The 17,868-nt window shown below is 39.7% G+C and carries 14 protein-coding genes; 11 read left to right on the forward strand and 3 right to left on the reverse strand.

The annotated features are described in order from the left end of the window. Nucleotides 1-34: 34 nt before the first annotated feature. Both ACTQ45_RS04835 and ACTQ45_RS04840 read right to left on the reverse strand, forming a co-directional pair. Nucleotides 35-1,810: a histidine kinase gene (locus ACTQ45_RS04835; RefSeq protein ID WP_441763085.1), complete on the reverse strand. Its 1,776-nt coding sequence runs from the start codon at nt 1,808-1,810 to the stop codon at nt 35-37. A gap of 12 nt (nt 1,811-1,822) precedes the next feature. Then, nucleotides 1,823-2,425 carry a YesL family protein gene (locus tag ACTQ45_RS04840; protein WP_441763086.1) on the reverse strand — a complete coding sequence of 201 codons (603 nt, stop codon included), beginning with the start codon at nt 2,423-2,425 and terminating at the stop codon, nt 1,823-1,825. A gap of 229 nt (nt 2,426-2,654) precedes the next feature. Here ACTQ45_RS04840 and ACTQ45_RS04845 point away from each other — a divergent pair, with 229 nt between their 5' ends. The 11 genes from ACTQ45_RS04845 to ACTQ45_RS04895 all read left to right on the forward strand — a co-directional run bounded on the left by ACTQ45_RS04845 (nt 2,655) and on the right by ACTQ45_RS04895 (nt 16,469). Beyond that, the gene (locus ACTQ45_RS04845) at nt 2,655-3,596 is read left to right on the forward strand and encodes an ABC transporter permease (RefSeq protein WP_441751562.1); all 942 of its coding nucleotides are present in this window, start codon (nt 2,655-2,657) and stop codon (nt 3,594-3,596) included. 15 nt (nt 3,597-3,611) lie between these two features. Then, nucleotides 3,612-4,562: a carbohydrate ABC transporter permease gene (locus ACTQ45_RS04850; RefSeq protein ID WP_441751560.1), complete on the forward strand. Its 951-nt coding sequence runs from the start codon at nt 3,612-3,614 to the stop codon at nt 4,560-4,562. A gap of 21 nt (nt 4,563-4,583) precedes the next feature. Continuing rightward, nucleotides 4,584-6,344, forward strand: coding sequence for an extracellular solute-binding protein (locus ACTQ45_RS04855; RefSeq protein ID WP_441763087.1), 1,761 nt, complete (start codon nt 4,584-4,586; stop codon nt 6,342-6,344). Nucleotides 6,345-6,497: 153 nt separating this feature from the next. Then, entirely contained in the window at nt 6,498-7,163 is a 666-nt protein-coding gene (locus ACTQ45_RS04860) for an SGNH/GDSL hydrolase family protein (protein ID WP_441763088.1), read from the forward strand. Further along, complete coding sequence (locus tag ACTQ45_RS04865; protein WP_441763089.1) at nt 7,160-8,623, forward strand: alpha-L-fucosidase; 1,464 nt, start codon at nt 7,160-7,162, stop codon at nt 8,621-8,623. Before ACTQ45_RS04860 ends, ACTQ45_RS04865 begins: the two co-directional genes overlap by 4 nt. A 514-nt stretch (nt 8,624-9,137) precedes the next feature. Further along, nucleotides 9,138-10,376 carry an extracellular solute-binding protein gene (locus ACTQ45_RS04870; RefSeq protein WP_441763090.1) on the forward strand — a complete coding sequence of 413 codons (1,239 nt, stop codon included), beginning with the start codon at nt 9,138-9,140 and terminating at the stop codon, nt 10,374-10,376. A 29-nt stretch (nt 10,377-10,405) separates the two neighbouring features. After that, nucleotides 10,406-11,668: an ABC transporter permease subunit gene (locus ACTQ45_RS04875; protein WP_441763091.1), complete on the forward strand. Its 1,263-nt coding sequence runs from the start codon at nt 10,406-10,408 to the stop codon at nt 11,666-11,668. Beyond that, nucleotides 11,668-12,531, forward strand: a complete 864-nt coding sequence (locus tag ACTQ45_RS04880) for a sugar ABC transporter permease (protein WP_441751548.1) — start codon at nt 11,668-11,670, stop codon at nt 12,529-12,531. The genes ACTQ45_RS04875 and ACTQ45_RS04880 overlap by 1 nt, the downstream gene beginning before the upstream one ends. 8 nt (nt 12,532-12,539) lie before the next feature. Continuing rightward, nucleotides 12,540-14,564 carry a beta-galactosidase gene (locus ACTQ45_RS04885; RefSeq protein WP_441763092.1) on the forward strand — a complete coding sequence of 675 codons (2,025 nt, stop codon included), beginning with the start codon at nt 12,540-12,542 and terminating at the stop codon, nt 14,562-14,564. A gap of 316 nt (nt 14,565-14,880) precedes the next feature. Further along, nucleotides 14,881-15,183 (forward strand): ArsR/SmtB family transcription factor, encoded by a 303-nt coding sequence (locus tag ACTQ45_RS04890; protein WP_441763093.1) that lies wholly within the window; start codon nt 14,881-14,883, stop codon nt 15,181-15,183. A 107-nt stretch (nt 15,184-15,290) separates the two neighbouring features. Beyond that, on the forward strand, nt 15,291-16,469 hold the full coding sequence (locus ACTQ45_RS04895; protein ID WP_441763094.1) for an NADH-dependent flavin oxidoreductase: 1,179 nt from the start codon (nt 15,291-15,293) through the stop codon (nt 16,467-16,469). Nucleotides 16,470-16,632: 163 nt separating this feature from the next. Here ACTQ45_RS04895 and ACTQ45_RS04900 read toward each other — a convergent pair whose 3' ends face one another. Continuing rightward, on the reverse strand, nt 16,633-17,631 hold the full coding sequence (locus ACTQ45_RS04900; protein WP_441763095.1) for a substrate-binding domain-containing protein: 999 nt from the start codon (nt 17,629-17,631) through the stop codon (nt 16,633-16,635). Nucleotides 17,632-17,868 lie beyond the last annotated feature (237 nt).

Consider the following 17,868-nt stretch of genomic DNA (forward strand, 5'->3'; position numbering starts at 1 on the left):
CTGTGAGGCTTGATCGGGCAAGTCTACCCTAGTCTCAAGTTTTTTGACGCTTACTTGTTTTGGCTTTCAGGCCAAGATCACGAATAGTTAAAACAACGGTTGTTCCCTGGCCTTCGGTGCTGTCTATTGTTAAACCATACCCCTCGCCATAAAATAGGGACGCACGCTGGTTCACATTGGCTAAACCAATGTTTTTCTGAGAAGTCGTCGAAGGCGTGTTGATTTTTTCCTGAAGTTGGCATAAAGCCTCTTCAGAAATGCCAACGCCATTATCCTGAACCGTAATGATGATATCCTCTTCGTTTACTTCTACCTTAAGGCGGATATAACCTGGATAGGTGATACTTTCTAAGCCATGAGTGATTGAATTCTCGACTAATGGTTGAATCAAAAGTGGTAGAAGGATGGCTCTTTTCTGGTCTAAGGCATTATCAACCGCATAAGAAAAGTTGACCCGGTCGCCAAAACGCAATCTTTGTATTTTTACATAAACATGTAAGGCATCAAGTTCTTCTTCTAGACTGACCAATTCGGTGCCGTGAGTCTTTAAGGTGTTACGCATTGAGGTAGCTAACAAACGAATGGCGTAGGCCACATCGGTATTGCCTGAAATTAATGCGGTCATCCGGATAGTCTCCAGCGTATTGAATAGAAAATGAGGGTTAATCTGTCCAGCAAGAATGCTGAATTCCATCTGCTGTTGTTGGGTTAGTAGTTCTTGTTCTGATATGCGCGCTTGGAAAATCTCTTCTTCCTTCCGCTTGATCCGTTGAATGATGATATGGAAGTCGCGTGAAATTTGCGATATCTCATCGTCACCATTGATATTCTGGAAGAAGTCGTAATCTTCGATGGACGCATGTTTGACGGCTTGTTGTAATTGCTGAATCCGATTAGTAAAGAAGCGAGCAAATAAAAGAACAATCAAGAAAGTAATTAAGACAACAGCACCCACAATCGCCGCCCAACGCAGCAGATTCTCCCTCAGGTTATTGTAGGCCTCAAAGTCTGCCGAATAAATATGAATGACATCATCAATCGTGCTCGATGAAAGCGTATTGTCTGAGATAATGGCGCGTTGCTCATGTTGTGTTTGGAACAGCTTGTTTGGTTCCAGACTAAGTGGTTGCCCTACTCGCTGAAGTTGATCACTGTAAAAAATCACATCATCGTTTAATTGCAATTCAAGATAATAAGAAGAATTGCGGAGACGATTTCGTAAATAGTTATAATCTAAACGAATCACCAAAACGGCTCTTTCATCGGATAAGGGTAAAGGCAAAGACTTGACTAAGACTAAGCGATTCGTTTCTTGTTCATTATCAGTCACGAAGAAGGCACTAGATTGTGTCATAGCCCGTTGATACCAAGCGGTTTCTTGAACACTATTATTGGCCGCTTGGATAAAGCGATGATTTGGCAAGCTTTCATTAGTCGTGTAAATGGTTAATTCTGAGATCGACGTCTGGTATTTACGGGCTTCTTCAACGGCAGGATAATCATCAATACTTTCCATCGCCTCTAAATCCGTTTCAAACTGACTGGATAAAAGCTCTCTTAACTCGGTATCATTCGATAAAGAAAAGACGGTGTTGTATAGCGTATTCGTCGTATCAAACAGAACAGACTTCACGCGTTGAGCATTTAGCTCCGCTAAATATTGGTAATTGGCTGTGAGTTGATTGGTAGAATCCACGACTAAATAACCCCCAATTAACACAGTCGAAAGAAAAACCAAAGGAATATAAACAATAAATAATTGTTGACGAATCGAAAATTGACTCAACTTTCTAAAAAATGAAAATTTCATGGAAAAACCTCGTTAATTCCATCGTTTAAAAATGGATAATAATAAAAACGCACTGCAGTAACAAATCAATACAAAACCAAAAAGTGGTAAAAATAATCTAAAACCTGGAAACAGAACCATTAGGCAAAATAGGACGACTGGAATCAATAGGACGCCTAAAGATCGGATGGGATCAGCAACAGGTAAAAGAAAAGCATTTTTTAGCGTTTGTTTTAGGCTATTCTTGTAACGGCCAATTAAGGACAAGCTCAATGCTAAGACTACAAAGAAATAAGCAGCTAAGATGGCTGAGACAACACCGATAATACTGGTCAGAATCGTACCGCCACCGACCCAAAAAGAACTACTGTAAATTAATAGGGCGATCGGCACGGATAAAACAACAAAAGCTGCGGTCGCTTGTTTCCAATTGCTTTTAATCGCTTGAAAATAATCTCGAATTAAATTACCGCGTTCATTGTCTGCATAGCGTAATAATACCTCAAATAGGGCGGAAGTGGCTACACCAATTGTAATAATTGGCAGACAAGATAGGATATACAGGAGATTTAGAAAAATAAATTGTGTCGTGACTGTTGTTAGTTTATATAATTGACCATCTGGATTGAATTTCATGGATTAACTCCTCCTCTTTCCTTCATTCTATACTCAAAAACAGATTTTTGAAAGCCTTACCAAAGTTGTGGTAGACCTAGAAAGCTTGTCATAAAAGCATTCTCCTTGGAAAGCGCTAACAAGATGACTAATTTTTACTGATTGATATCTATTTTTAGCTGATAGAAAAATAAATGGCTATGTTACGATAAAAATGTAAAAACGGTTTCACATCTTGAGGAGGATGAAAATGGAGTTGAACAAGCAGTTATCTGACCGTGCGAAACAGAAAAAAAATAAAAACGGACTCATCATGTTTTTATGTATTGTCCCTTTCCTTATTTTAGTTTTCTTGTTTTCATATTTTCCATTACACGGCTGGATCTATTCATTGTATGATTATAAGCCCGCACTCGGTCTCGAAGGAAGTGAGTTTGTCGGATTAAGGTGGTTCAAGTTACTTGTTTCTAGTTCCACACAAATCGATCAAATTGTCCAAGTTTTAAAAAACACATTCGCAATGAGCTTTCTAGGAATAGCAACCTCAATTTTACCTGTTGCTTTTGCGATATTCTTAAATGAGATCAAAAGCAAATGGTTTAAAAATATCGTACAGACTTTAACGACCTTACCAAACTTTATCAGTTGGGTCTTAATTTATACAATTGCCTTTAGTTTATTCTCAACAACAGGTCTAGTTAATACCTTGTTACAAGAATATGGTTTTGTGACAGACCCTGTTCGTTTCTTAGATAGCGGGAATCATACATGGTTAATGATGACTGCTTGGAACATTTGGAAAGGCTTAGGTTGGGGAGCCATTATGTATCTAGCAGGAATTTCGGGAATTGATCCAGAACTTTATGAATCTGCCAGAATTGATGGAGCGAATCGCTTTGACTTAATGCGTCATATTACTTTACCCGCTTTAATGCCAACCTACTTAGTCATGTTAATGTTATCAATTGCCAACTTATTGAACAACGGGATGGAACAATATTTTGTTTTCCAAAACGCCTTCAATAAAGAAACCATTCAAGTCTTAGACTTATATGTTTATAATTTAGGTTTGGGAAGCAATAGTTTATCGCTAGCTACTGCGATCAGTATGCTGAAAAGTTTAATTTCTGTAGCGCTACTTGCGATTGTGAATGGCGCGTCTAAAAAAATCAGAGGAACATCAATTATCTAGAAAGGAGGAAGAACATTGGATTTGTCTATCGAAAAGAAGAAAAGATTTAAAAGACATACGAAAAATAATCAAGAAAGAACAAAAGGGGATATTATTTTTAATATCTTAAACTATACGTTTTTCTTATTAGTTACCTTAATTTGTGCCTATCCGTTCTATTACCTAATTATCAACTCAATCAGTAGTAATGATTTGAGTGCTCTGGGTAAGATTAGATTTTTCCCACAAGGGCTTCATCTTGAAAACTATAGGCAAGTATTACAATTAAGAGGCTTACCTTTAGCTGCGACGGTTTCAATTGCCCGAACTGTCATTGGTACGGTTACAACAGTTTTGGCATCTGCTTTTTTGGGCTTTATGTTTACGCAAGAGAAAATGTGGAAACGTCAATTCTGGTACCGATTCATCATTATTACAATGTATTTCAATGCTGGTTTGATCCCTATGTTTATAACCATGAAAACACTTGGCTTAACGAATAGTTTCTGGGTATACATTTTACCCGCAATTGTTCAGCCTTTTAATATTATTTTGGTAAAGACTTACATCGAATCTATTCCGCGTTCTTTACAAGAAGCAGCTGAAATTGATGGTGCGAACATTCTGCAAGTGTTCTTTAAAGTCATCTTGCCAAACTGTACACCAATTCTTGCAACAGTTGCGATCTTCTCAGCGGTTGCTCAGTGGAATTCATTCCAAGATACGTTATTGTATATTACAGATCAGAGTTTATATTCTTTACAATATTTACTATATACCTATATCAACCAAGCAAACTCGTTGGCCCAAATGGTGAAGAATACGACCGGATCTTTAGCGGGCATCGCTTCAGCAGCTACGTCACAAACGCCAACTTCGATTCGGATGACAATCTCAGTCATTGTGGTGTTACCAATTATGTTTATCTATCCACTATTTCAGAAGTATTTTGTAAAAGGTATTATGTTGGGTGCAGTTAAAGGATAAATTTGAGAAAGAAGGAAAAAAATGAGTAAATGGCTTAGAAAAACAGCAACAAGTTTATTAGCAATCACAGTGGCAGGGACATTAGCAGCATGCGGCTCAGATGCATCAGAAGCTAACGACACAACGGAAGTAACCGAAGATAATCCATACGCGGAAACAATTACCATTGACGTCTTTGATGGTTTAGCGAACTATATGGGGATTCAAGAAGGTTGGTTCGGCAAAATAGTAAAAGACAAATTCAATATGGAATTAAATGTGATTGCGCCAAACGTTGCGGGTAATGGGGATACTTTATACCAAACACGTACAGCCGCAGGCGATTTGGGAGACTTAATCATCGTTGATAGAGGGCAACAATATAATGAATTGATTCAAGCGGGCTTATTATATGATGCCAGTGAATTTTATGACAGTATGGAAAATCTGCAAAATTTTGATGCTGCAGTTCAAAATCTAAATGAGGGTACAGATGGTATTTATGGTTTCCCAACTCAAGTTTCTAACTTGAAATCCACAGATCCTTCTGAAGGATTAGACTTAAACTATGGGGCATATATTCGCTGGGATTTATATGATGATTTAGATTACCCAGAAATTGGAACGTTAGAAGATATTTTACCAGTCCTCAAAGAAATGCAAGAAGCGAACCCAACCACTGAAGATGGGCAAAAAGTATATGGCTTCTCACTATTTGGTGACTGGGACGGTAACTACATGAACAATGCGAAGCAATTGCTAACACTGTATGGCTATGATGAGGTTGGCTTTGTTATTGCTAAAGCAGATGGTTCGGATTATCAAAGTATTTTAGATAGTGATTCTGAATATATTCGAGCACTAAAATTATATTTTGATGCCAATCAAATGGGCTTAGTCGATCCAGAGTCAACGACTCAAAACTATGATACATTATTTGCGAAATTCCAAAGTGGTCAAGTGCTTTACTCTTGGTGGCCATGGTTAGGTCAAGCAGCTTATAATACAACAACAAACTTAACCGACGGTAAAGGATTTATGTTAGCACCTATTCAAGATCAAGAGATTTTCTCTTATGGTGCTGAAGTGTATGGTGCAACACAATTTATCGGGATTGGTTCAAATGCAGAAGACCCAGAACGTATTGCTGCCTTTATTGACTGGTTATATTCACCAGAAGGAGTTCTGTCGAATGCTGCTCAAACGAGCGGAAGTAGTGGGCCTGAAGGTTTAACTTGGGAAATGCAAGATGACACACCTGTCTTAACTGAGTTTGGTGAGCAAGCATTACTTGATGGTGATGCAGATGTTCCAGCTGAATGGGGTGGTGGCACTTATAAAGATGGCGTCTCAGCGTTAAATGTCAATGCTGTATTACCGATTGATACAAACCCTAACACGGGACATGCTTATGCCTACACGATGTGGGAAAGTTTCCTAACCGATAATATGAATCCAGTTCAAGAAGATTGGTCTGAACACATGGGAGGGGCTTTATCTACTGTTGAGTATTTAGAGGAAAATGATCAAATCTTAGTAGCGCCAGGTGCAAGTTATGTCGCTCCAGAAGATAGTTCTGAAATTTCGACATTACGTAATCAAGTGAAATCAACAATCGTTGAGTATTCTTGGCGCATGGTATTTGCCAATGACGAAGAAGAGTTCAATACTTTATTAGCTGAAATGCAAGATATTGCGAATGGCTTAGGTTATGAACAAGTCTTAGAAGTGGATATGGCAAATGCTCAGGAGCAAAATGAAAGACGTGAATTTGTAGCAGAAGAATTTGGTGAAACAGAATAAGTTTTAATGATTAAGCGTAGAGCTTCATCAGTTAGCGCCGAGAAGTTTAGAGGGCTATTTTGGACTGAGGAAGTGGAATCATTTGAGAAGTAGGTATGCCAAAGTGTCGGCATGCCTCTTCTTGCTATTAAGTTTGAGGGGGTAGTCAATAGGATGGGGCAATGGTTATTTGACAAGGGCGATCGACTTTTATTTATGGGTGATTCAATCACCGATAGTAACCGTTTATATGAGGCGATGCCGGCAGGTTGGGGTTCATGGGGAGACGGTTATGTAAATCTGTTGAATGCGTATACGACGGCCTTGTTGCCAGAAGAAGAGTTAATGGTGGTCAATCGGGGAGTAAGTGGCAATACAATCGTTGATTTAGAGCAGCGTTGGTCAGCAGATGCTTTGGCGTTTAATGCTGATTGGATCACGGTCATGATTGGTGTGAATGATGTCTGGCGTCATTTCGATGGGACGTTTGCCCAAGTGCCGCTTGTGTCTATCGCGGAGTTTGAAGCTTGCTACCGCCGTTTGTTAGACCAAACCTTACCGACAGTGAAGGGGATGATTCTGTTGTCGCCTTTTATGGTGGAGAGTTCTTTGGAGGATGCGATGCGTCAGCGAGTTGATGCTTATCGGGGCGTTGTTGAAAAATTAGCGGAGGAATATCAACTTTCCTATGGCAATGTTCAGGCGAAGGTGGACGAGTTTTTACATCATCAGTCGTCTTACGTATTAAGTAGCGACCGTGTGCATCCTTCTTTGGCAGGGCATTTGTTAATTGCACAAACATGGCTTGAAACTGTGGGCATAAAGGAGACTAACCGATGATAACAATGGATCAGATTAAACAAGTGGCCAATCAGGGGCCTTATACACCAGATTGGCAGTCTTTAGGTAAGTTTGAGATACCGGCTTGGTTCAAGGGTGTCAAGTTTGGGATTTTCATTCACTGGGGCTTGTATAGTGTGCCGGCTTTTAATAATGAATGGTATTCGCGGAACATGTATATTGAGGACCATCCTGAGTTTGCGCATCACGTGGAAACTTATGGACCGCATAAAGAATTTGGTTATAAAGAGTTTATTCCGATGTTTACAGCGGAAAAATTTGCAGCGAAGGAATGGGCGAACTTGTTGAAAAGGGCGGGCGCTCAATACGTCTTCCAAGTCGCCGAACATCATGATGGTTTTCAAATGTATGATAGTCAGTTGTCTGATTGGAACGTGGTGAAGATGGGACCGAAGAAGGATATTCTTGGGGAATTAAAGACTGCGTTTGAAGCGGTGGATCTACATTTTTGTACGTCGTCCCATCGGGCAGAGCATTGGTTCTTTATGGGACATGGTCAAGAATTTGACAGCGACATCAAAGATCCGATGGAAAAAGGGGATTTTTATTGGCCAGCTATGCCGGAGCCGGATAATCAAGACTTATTTAGTCAGCCTTATCCAAGTGAAGAGTATTTAGAAGATTGGTTATTTAGAACGGTAGAATTGATTGACAATTACCAACCGGAGCTATTGTACTTTGATTGGTGGATTCAACATGATGCATTCAAAGAACACTTACAATTGCTAGCGGCCTATTATTATAATCGTGGCATTGAGTGGGGCAAGCCCGTGGGTATTTGTTATAAGCATGATGCGATGATGTTTGGTAGCGGCATTGTTGAAATTGAGCGCGGGAAATTTGCGGAAGCTCAACCCTTTTACTGGCAAACGGATACGGCAATTGCTCGAAACTCATGGTGTTACACGTCTACTTTGGATTACAAAGAGACAAAGGAGATTCTTCATGATTTAATTGAAGTTGTCAGCAAAAATGGGAACTTATTATTGAATGTGGGGCCCAAAGGTGATGGTTCGATTCCAGCAAAAGATCAACAGATTTTAGAAGATATTGGCGCTTGGCTGGCAGTCAATGGGGAAGGAATTTATGATAGCAAGCCTTGGCGTCAGTCTGGTGAGGGGCCAACGGAAGTCTTTTCTGGTCAATTCCAAGAGGCTAATGTGAAGTCTTATACGTCTGAAGACATTCGTTTTACTGTTAAAGCGGAAGCCTTGTATGCTTTTGTATTAGAGGCACCAACAGATGGTACAGTGGTGATTCGTTCACTCGCTGAATCTGCTGATCAAAATAAACCTGAATTCCACGGTATTCTTCAAGCTGTTGAAGTACTGGGTTATGAGGGGGAGCTTTCGTGGACTAAAGATCACGAGGGTTTGCATATTCAATGTCCGGAGCTACGTAGTGATTTACCGGTTGTCTGTAAGATTACGATGAAGTAGCGTGACGGTTGGTTGGCTAGGTTGGTTAGGTTGGTTTGACAGGGCTAGGTTGGTTTGCTTGGCTTTTCTAGTGTGTGCTGTTCTTCAGGCTGGGGCTAAAAGTGTGGGAGTGTTGCTTGAGAGGTCCTAACGGAATGAAACGGAAGTAGGATGGTCCATAGCACTTGAGTGACATTGATCTGGTTTTGTTTGCATGAAAGCCTTAATTCTAAACAAGACTGCAAGCATTTGATAATCAGCCGAGCTCACTCTAATACCACTGCTTGTGTTTATTTTTAAAAAATAATTTAATGAATAGCCATTAAACTCGTATCAAGTGGAGTTTTATGGCTCTTTGTGCTGCCTTGAAATACGTCTTTAGATCGGCGATATGGCGCTTGTTGAAAGCGCTTAGTAAATAAATTTACTAAAAAATAAAAAAGCTAGCTGTTTTTTGATAAAGAAGGAAACTCTTTTGCTATGATAAGGATGTAGAAAGCGATTACATTTAGTGGTAAAGGAAAGGAAGGAAAAAATGAAGAAGTTCGGTAAAGTAGTGTTAGGTTCAATGTTAGCTTTGGGAGGTCTATTGTCAAACGTTGCGGTAAGTCCAGTAAAGGCACAAGAGGAATATGATTTAGTTGTGTGGGAAGATGTTTATAAAAGTAATGGTATCACAGCAGCAGTCGAGCAGTTTGAAGCAGAACATGGCGTGAATATTCTAGTGATTGAAAAAACCTATGCTCAGCAATTGGAGGATTTACGTTTAGACGGGCCAGCAGGTTCAGGACCAGATGTTTTCACAATGCCAGCAGATCAAATTGGGACAGCGGTTGTTGAAGGCTTAGTAAAAGAAGTCAATGCAGATGACGATGTCAAAGCTAGTTTTACTGAATCTTCTATTCAATCACAAATAGTTGATGGTAAATTGTACGGTTTACCTAAATCAGTTGAGACTCAAATATTATTCTATAATAAAGATTTGATTGCTGAGGAAGATTTGCCTGACACGTTAGAAGGTTGGTATGAACTGTCACAAAATAATACGGCAGAGTCCTTCGCCTTCTTAGCTTTATTTGATCAGCTATATTATACAATGGGAGTCATTGGTGGTTATGATGGCTACATTTTCAACCAAGATGAGAATGGTAATTATTTGCCGGAAGATATCGGCTTAAATAATGAAGGAGCGGTAGAAGCGGTTAATTACGTGTCTAAATTTTATACAGAAGGCTTATTCCCTGATGGTATCATCGGTGAGCAAGGCATTAATGTCATAGAAGCTCTATTTGTTGAAGGTCGTGTTCAAGCTATAATATCAGGACCATGGAACCTAGAACCATTCACTTCTGCCGGTTTAAACTTTGGGGTTAAAGAATTGCCAATCTTACCAAATGGTGAACATATGCAATCTGTGGCTGGCGTCAAGAGTTATAACATTTCATCATATAGCAAGAATCCAGAGTTAGCTGAAGAGTTCCTTTTATTTATTACCAATGAAGAAAATTCATTAGTGCGTTATGAAGAAACATTAGAAGTACCAGCGGTGTTGGCTTTATCTGACCACCCAAGTGTCGTTGAGAATGATGCAGCTGAAGCGATTGCCTTACAATCTGAGCATGCCCAATTAGTTCCAGGGATTGTTGAAATGAACGAAGTTTGGAACTCAATGGACCCAGCTTTACAAATCGTGATGAATGGGCAATCAAGCGCTCAAGAAGCTTTAGATATTGCTGTACAACAAATCATTATGACGAATCAAGCTTTACAGTAAAAGTGGTAGATTGGAAGAGGTGGAAGTAAATGAAAGACACAAAAGCACCTGTCAGTGCCATGCTCTCTTTGGTCCCTGGTTTAGGGCAACTCTATAATCGGCAATATGTAAAAGGCTTGATAATGTTTAGTCTCTTTACAGCATTTGCACTTGTCTTTAGCGACTTTTTCCAAACTGGCATTTGGGGTTTAGCTACTCTGGGAACGGAGGTTCCCAGAGATAACTCCATCTTTTTATTGTCAGAAGGCTTAGTTGCTTTAATTATTACTGGCATTGCTGTCATCTTCTATGTCTTGAATATTCGAGATGCTTATCTCAATGGTCAGCGTTTGAGCCAAGGCAAAGAGGTAAACTCAATTCGTGGTACTTACCACGCGATTTTAAACGAAGGCTATCCTTACTTATTAACAGGGCCAGCTTTCTTCGTGTTATTATTTTCAGTTATTTTTCCTATTTTGTTCACAGTCTCTCTAGCCTTTACTAATTATGATTTATATCATTCTGCACCGGCTAATTTGGCCGATTGGGTTGGTTTAGAGACGTTTGCCAAGATTTTTTCTGTTGATATTTGGCGAAATACTTTTGTGAATGTATTAGGTTGGACGGTTGTGTGGACGTTAGCGGCTTCTACATTACAAGTATCAGTAGGTATTTTATTGGCAGTTATTGTAAACCAGAAACGAATGAAAGCAAAGAAATTCATCCGCACAATTTTTATGTTACCTTGGGCTGTTCCAGGATTTGTGACAATCCTTATTTTTGGGGGATTATTCAATGATTCTTTTGGAGCAATCAATAATCAAATTTTAGCGAGTGTTGGTATTGATCCAATTTCTTGGCTGACAGATCCTAATTGGACGAGAATCGCCTTGTTGTTAATTCAGACTTGGCTCGGTTTCCCTTATATTTTCTTGGTGACGACTGGGACTTTGCAGTCAATACCTGAAGAGTTATATGAAGCAGCCGTCATGGATGGCGCTAGCGCTTGGCAGCAGTTTAGACGGATTACATTGCCGATCATTCTCTATTCAATGACACCGATTATCATTACACAATATACGTTTAATTTTAATAATTTCAATATTATTTACCTATTCAACGGTGGTGGGCCGGCGGTGCTCGGGTCGAATGCAGGCGGAACAGATATTTTAGTGTCCTGGATTTATAAACTGACCATGCAGAATAGCCAATATGCCTTGGCTGCAGCATTAACCATTCTATTATCCATCTTTGTGATTATCATTGCCCTATGGCAATTCAGACGTTCAAACTCATTTAAGGAGGTGCAATAATGACAAGTAGAGTAAGAAATAGTAGGAAAAAACCATTTAATAGTTCACTCTTTTTCTCTTATCTGCTTATTTCGATCGTTATCGTCATTATTCTGTACCCAATTTTATGGACGATTGGAGCTAGTTTTAATCCGGGTAATAGTCTAATAAGTACGAGCATGATACCTAAAAATCCGACGACGGAACACTATCAAGCTTTATTTCAGAATGAAGGCACGCTGCAGTATCTGAATTGGTTTAAAAACTCGATTATTGTTTCTTTATCAACGATGGTATTATCAACTATCTCGGTTACGTTTACAGCTTATGCTTTTTCACGGTTTCGTTTTAAGGGACGCAAGAATAGCCTCATGTTGTTTATGCTACTGCAGATGATTCCCCAATTTTCGGCACTTATTGCCATATTTGTCTTAGGGCAAATGCTTGGATTGATTAATAATCATCTCTTTTTAGTTTTTATTTATGTAGGCGGACAGATTCCGATGAATACTTATTTAATGAAAGGCTATTTTGATACGATTCCTTTATCATTGGATGAAAGTGCCAAAATCGATGGAGCTAGTCCGACGCGGATATTAATGAATATTTTGCTTCCTTTATCGAAACCAATGCTATCGGTAGTTGCTATAAATGGTTTCACCGGGCCCTTAGGGGACTTTGCCTTATCATCGGTTGTATTGAGAAATGTTGAAAGTTACACATTACCATTAGGCTTGTATCAGTTAGTGACCAATCCAATGACAGCTAGTTATACTAAGTTTGCGGCAGGCTCTATTTTGATTAGTGTGCCTGTAGTAATCATATTCCTGTTATTCCAAGAAAACTTTGTATCAGGACTAACAGCAGGTGGGACGAAAGGATAGAAAGACAAATGAAATTATTACATGGTGGAGATTATTTCCCAGAACAGTGGCAAACACAACCTGAAACAATTAAAGAGGACTTTGCTTATTTTAAGCAAGCGAATATTAATACAGTCACAGTTGGCATGTTTGCTTGGTCTATATTAGAACCTGAAGAAGACCACTTTAACTTTGCTTGGCTAGATCAAGTATTTGATTTGGCTGAAGAGAATGGGATAAAGGTGATTTTAGGAACACCTTCCGGTGCTCGCCCTAATTGGTTAGCTAGTAAATATCCGGATGTCTTGCGAGTGAATTCGCGTTTAGAGAGGAATCTCTTTGGAGGTCGACACAATCATTGCTTTACTTCTGTGAATTATCGGGAACGTGTGCGTATAGTTAATGAAAAATTAGCGGAACGCTATGGTCAGCGAGAGAGTTTATTGATGTGGCATCTATCCAATGAATATTCAGGAGAATGTCATTGTGAGCAATGTCAATCAGCTTTTCGACACTGGCTGCAGGAGAAGTATGGTACGCTCGAAGCTGTGAATCAAGCGTATTGGAATACGTTCTGGAGCCACACCTATACGGACTGGCAGCAGATTCACTCACCAACAGAAGTGGGAGAAATGGCCGTCCATGCTCTCAATTTAGATTGGCGTCGTTTCGTTACGGATCAAACGATTGATTTCTATTTACATGAAAAAGCGGCCTTACAACGATATTCTGACGATGTGCCTGTTACGACTAACTTTATGGCTGATACGGAGCATCTGATTCCGTTTCAAGCATTAGATTATTCCAAATTTTCTCAAGTAGTGGATGTAGTTACTTGGGACTGTTATCCTGCTTGGCATAATGATTGGGAGTCAGAGGCAAACTTAGCGTTAAAAGTTGGCTTCATCAATGATTTATATCGTAGTTTAAAAGAGCAACCATTTCTAATCATGGAATCATCCCCTAGCTTTGTCAATTGGCATGATGTCAATCGACCTAAGCGTCCAGGCATGCATCAATTGGCGTCAATGCAACTATTAGCGCATGGCTCGGATAGTGTTTTGTATTTCCAAATGCGTGCATCCAAAGGTTCTTCGGAGAAATTCCATGGGTCGGTCATTGGGCACGTTCCACCTGAACGCAATCGAGTTTACCAAGAAGTAGCGACGCTAGGGCAACGCATGGCTGAATTGGATGGCCTGGTGGGTAGTATGAAACAGTCTGAAGTAGCTGTCTACTATGATTGGGAGAATGACTGGGCCTTACAAGATATTCAAGGCTTCTCAAAGACAGGTATGCATTATCACCGTACTTTACATGATCATTACCGTCCGTTCTGGCAGCAAGATGTGAATGTTGATGTGATTACGAAGAATAATGCGTTTGAAGGATACAAGTTGTTGATTATGCCAATGGTTTATTTACACTCTGAGGACTTACTGGAGAAAATCCAGACGTTCGTTAAATCGGGTGGGACGGTAGTATATACATACTTGTCTGGCATGGCGAATGAGACAGATTTAGTATACGAAGGTGGAACACTAGCAGGTCTACAAGATCTATTAGGCGTGATCATTAATGAAACGGATGTTTATTATCCGAGTCAGACCAATCAACTGCTTTTAGGTGACGCTACCTATCAAGTCCATGATTATGCGACAGTTTTTGAAAGGACTAGTGCCGAAGCGATGGCTTATTATGGCAGTGATTTCTATCAAGGTGAGGCTGCAGTTTCAGTGAATCATTATGGAGACGGGCAAGCATATTACATTGGTGCACGAACAGGTGATGATTTCTTAGCGACGTTTTATACTGATTTGTTGGAGCAACTGAATATTTCGAGCAACAGTTCAACTAAAACATCGCAAGATGTGTCAGTTCAAACGCGCGAAGCAATTGATGGTACTGTATATTATTTCGCCATGAATTTTTCTAATCAACTTCAATCGGTTGAATTGTCTCCCAATTTGGTGGATGTTTCAACAGGGCAAGAAGTCGAGACGTCACTTGATTTACAAGCGTTTGAAGTAAAGGTATTAATCAGTAAAACATAAGAAGTTTGAGAGATTCTCTTACAAGGCGGTTTAATTTGCCTTGTAAGAGTTCTTTTTAATTTGGACGAATTCGGTGCTTAAGGGTGATATTGTATGAAGGCGTTGAAATTGACATATCGATGATGATAGATATAATGAAAGTATAAATATAAACAAGAAAGGATAAGCAAACAGGTTTCATTTTTGGGTAATCGTCGGCCTTGTGGCTTATTAGAAGTTGTTGTCGGATGAAGAGCTAGTCGCACAGTTGTTTTATCTTTTGAAAAAGGTATTTACAACGGGAATGAGTATAATATGAAGGAATTCGGGTAATCTTATGAAAACGATCGAAATTTTTAAAGCTTTAGCAAATAAGAACCGTCTACAAATAATCTTTTGGCTGAGAAATCCCGAGGACTATTTTGTCCATGAATCGGGTGTTGATATGCGTGAAGTTGGCGTGTGTGTGAGTGAAATTCAACGTTTGTTAGGATTAACGCAGTCGACGACGTCGCATTACCTGTCAATGATGAGTCAGGCGGATTTGCTGATTGTCACTCGAATCGGAAAGTGGACATATTATCGTCGGAATGAAGAGACGATAGCAAAGTTACAAGATTATATAGGCCAAGAGTTGTAGGCACATTGTTGGAACAGTGTGCTAAATTTTTATCAGGATACATCGAAGATTGTCGATGTGACAGCGTGACAATTGTGTGCGTTTATAAATGAAAAGGAGCTTAATCAATGAAAAAACTTACAGATACAGTGACATTACGTCATGGTGCAGAATTATCCAATCGAATCGCGATGGCCCCCATGCAGTCGCATTCTGGAAGACGCGGCGGCTTTGTGTCGGACGATACACTGCGCTATTATTCAGCACGTTCTCAAGCGGCAGGTTTGTTGTTAACAGAGTTTCATTATGTGAGTGAGAATGGCGGACCAGCTTATGTTCCTGGTTATCCGGAACAATTAGGTGCTTATTCAGATGCCCATCTTGAAGGCTTAACCAAATTGGCTGCGGCTTTAAAGAAAGATGGCAATAAAGCAATCTTACAAATTCATCATGGCGGACGTGAAGCTAGAGGTAGAGCGGTTAGTGGAGAAGATGTTGTTGCACCGAGTGGGATTGATTTTTCATTCTTAAAGTATCCAATTCGTGAATTAACTTTGGACGAGATTGACGAGATTATTGCAGATTTCGGTCGTGCAACTAAACGTGCGATTCAAGCAGGTTTTGATGGTGTCGAGATTCACGGAGCTAATCACTATTTGCTGCAACAATTTTTCTCAGCTTTTTCCAATGTTCGTGAGGACAAATGGGGTGGCAGCCTAGAAAAACGGATGGCTTTCCCCTTAGCAGTAGTGAAAGAAGTGAAAAGAGTCATTGCTGAAGCAGGACCTGCCGATTTTATTGTAGGTTATCGTCTAAGTCCAGAAGAAATTCATGAGCCAAATGTTGGCTACACTTATGAGGAAGCGACTCAATTAGTGTCTGAAATTGTAAAAAATGAATTAGATTACATTCATTTGTCCCTATATGGTGGCTATGCTTCTTCGCCTCAAGGAACGGATAAAACTTTCACGGAGCTGTTTAAAGAAGTGCTGGATGATGATACTAAATTATTAGCGGTGGGTGGCGTATTAAGTGAAGAGAGTGCACGTGACGCTATTGAAAAGTCAGCTGATATTGTAGTCGTAGGACGTGGGACGTTAATTGATCCGCAGTTTGCTAAGAAAGTGGTTGAAGGTAGGGGGCATGAAATTTTCCATGAATTAACGGCTGAAAATATTGATTACGTTCAGTGGACCGCCGGGCTAAAAGAGGCATTCAGTCGTGAGGACTCACTGGGTCTACCACCTTTACCTGGAGGAGACTCGATCCGTCATCTGCATACTGGTCGTTACGATATGTTTAGATAGGTTTTATAAATAACTGGTTAAATAGGTGAATGTTAAGTTTTTTGTGAAAATCATTGGTAATGATCGACACATTGAATGAAAACAATAAACCCAGGCAGAGTTAGATTATGTTCTAACTCTGTCTGGGCTTTTTATTGTAAATTGCTATGGTTCACGGCGTGGATTAGGCTTGGAAGCTATCACCTTCGGATAGCATCGAGCCTATTAAGACATTTTTGCTGATTTTTCTATGGCTCGTTAGTTGTTCGTATAGCAAATTAATCGCAGTCCGTGCGATTTCTGGAATATCTATTGCAAAACTCGCCAAAGTTAGCAGGTTATCTTGAGAAGGTGCCTTATTATTAATACTGATTATCTCTAAATCTTCTGGAATTTTTACATGATGTTGTTCCAAAATCTGTAGCACTCCGAGCGCAATGGTGTCCGAAGCGATTAGGATGGCTTCGGGCAATGGATCCTTCTCTAAAGATTGCAGCATCTCATTGGCTAATTTTCTCCCACTCTCGATCGAGAATTTCCCGCCTGAAAAAATATATTTCTCTTGTAATAAGTTATAAGAATTTAAATAATGACGAAAATAACTCTCTCTAATATCGCGAGATTCTACTGAGTGATCAGGTGAGAAATACGATCCACCGATAAAACCAATCTTACGATAGCCTTTATCGAGAAACAAACGAATCGCTTTCTTGGTGATATATTCCAGGTCAGGATTGACAGTATCAAATTTATTCTGAAAATGTTGTGCTTCAACAAAGACGCCGTATTCGAAGTTTTTCTCTAGTATTTCAAGGTCAAGCATGCTGAAGGAACCTACCGCAATAAAAGCATCATATGTTCTTAAGTAATGTGGATCTAATTTTCCTTTTCGTAGAATGGTCAGTGAGAAATGTTTGTTTCGGGCAAATTGGTCCAGTTGCTGATGCATTTCTAGGAAATATTCATCTTGAAGTTCCTCATTCTCTGAAATCCAATACAGGAGCAGTACTCTATCGAATGCAAAATTAATCTTCTCGAGTGGATAGCCAAGTTGCATGGCAGTATCAAAAATAATTTTCTTAGATTGTGGCCGAATCGACAAGCTTGGGTCGTTCTTAAACAAGCGAGAGATAGTCGCTGGAGAATAGCCGGAAGCCTTTGCAATATCGTTTAGCGTTACCATTGTATCACCTACTTTTAGTTGAATATCTTAAAAAAAACGCTTTCTATCCCATAGTATAACATAGTGCAAGAGTATGGAAGGGGAGAAAGAATAGGAAAAAGTGAGGATGCTGTGATTAGAGTCTCATGATTGGCTGATATATTTTTGTAAGTGGGGAGGGACTGGCGAGATTATAATGCTTTCTAGTGGGGCGGGGGCAAATTTTATTAAAGAGTAGTTGTTTGAGGCCAATAGTGT

The sequence above is a fragment of the Fundicoccus sp. Sow4_D5 genome, from assembly GCF_052116365.1.
In the GTDB taxonomy this organism is placed as follows: Bacteria; Bacillota; Bacilli; order Lactobacillales; family Aerococcaceae; genus Fundicoccus.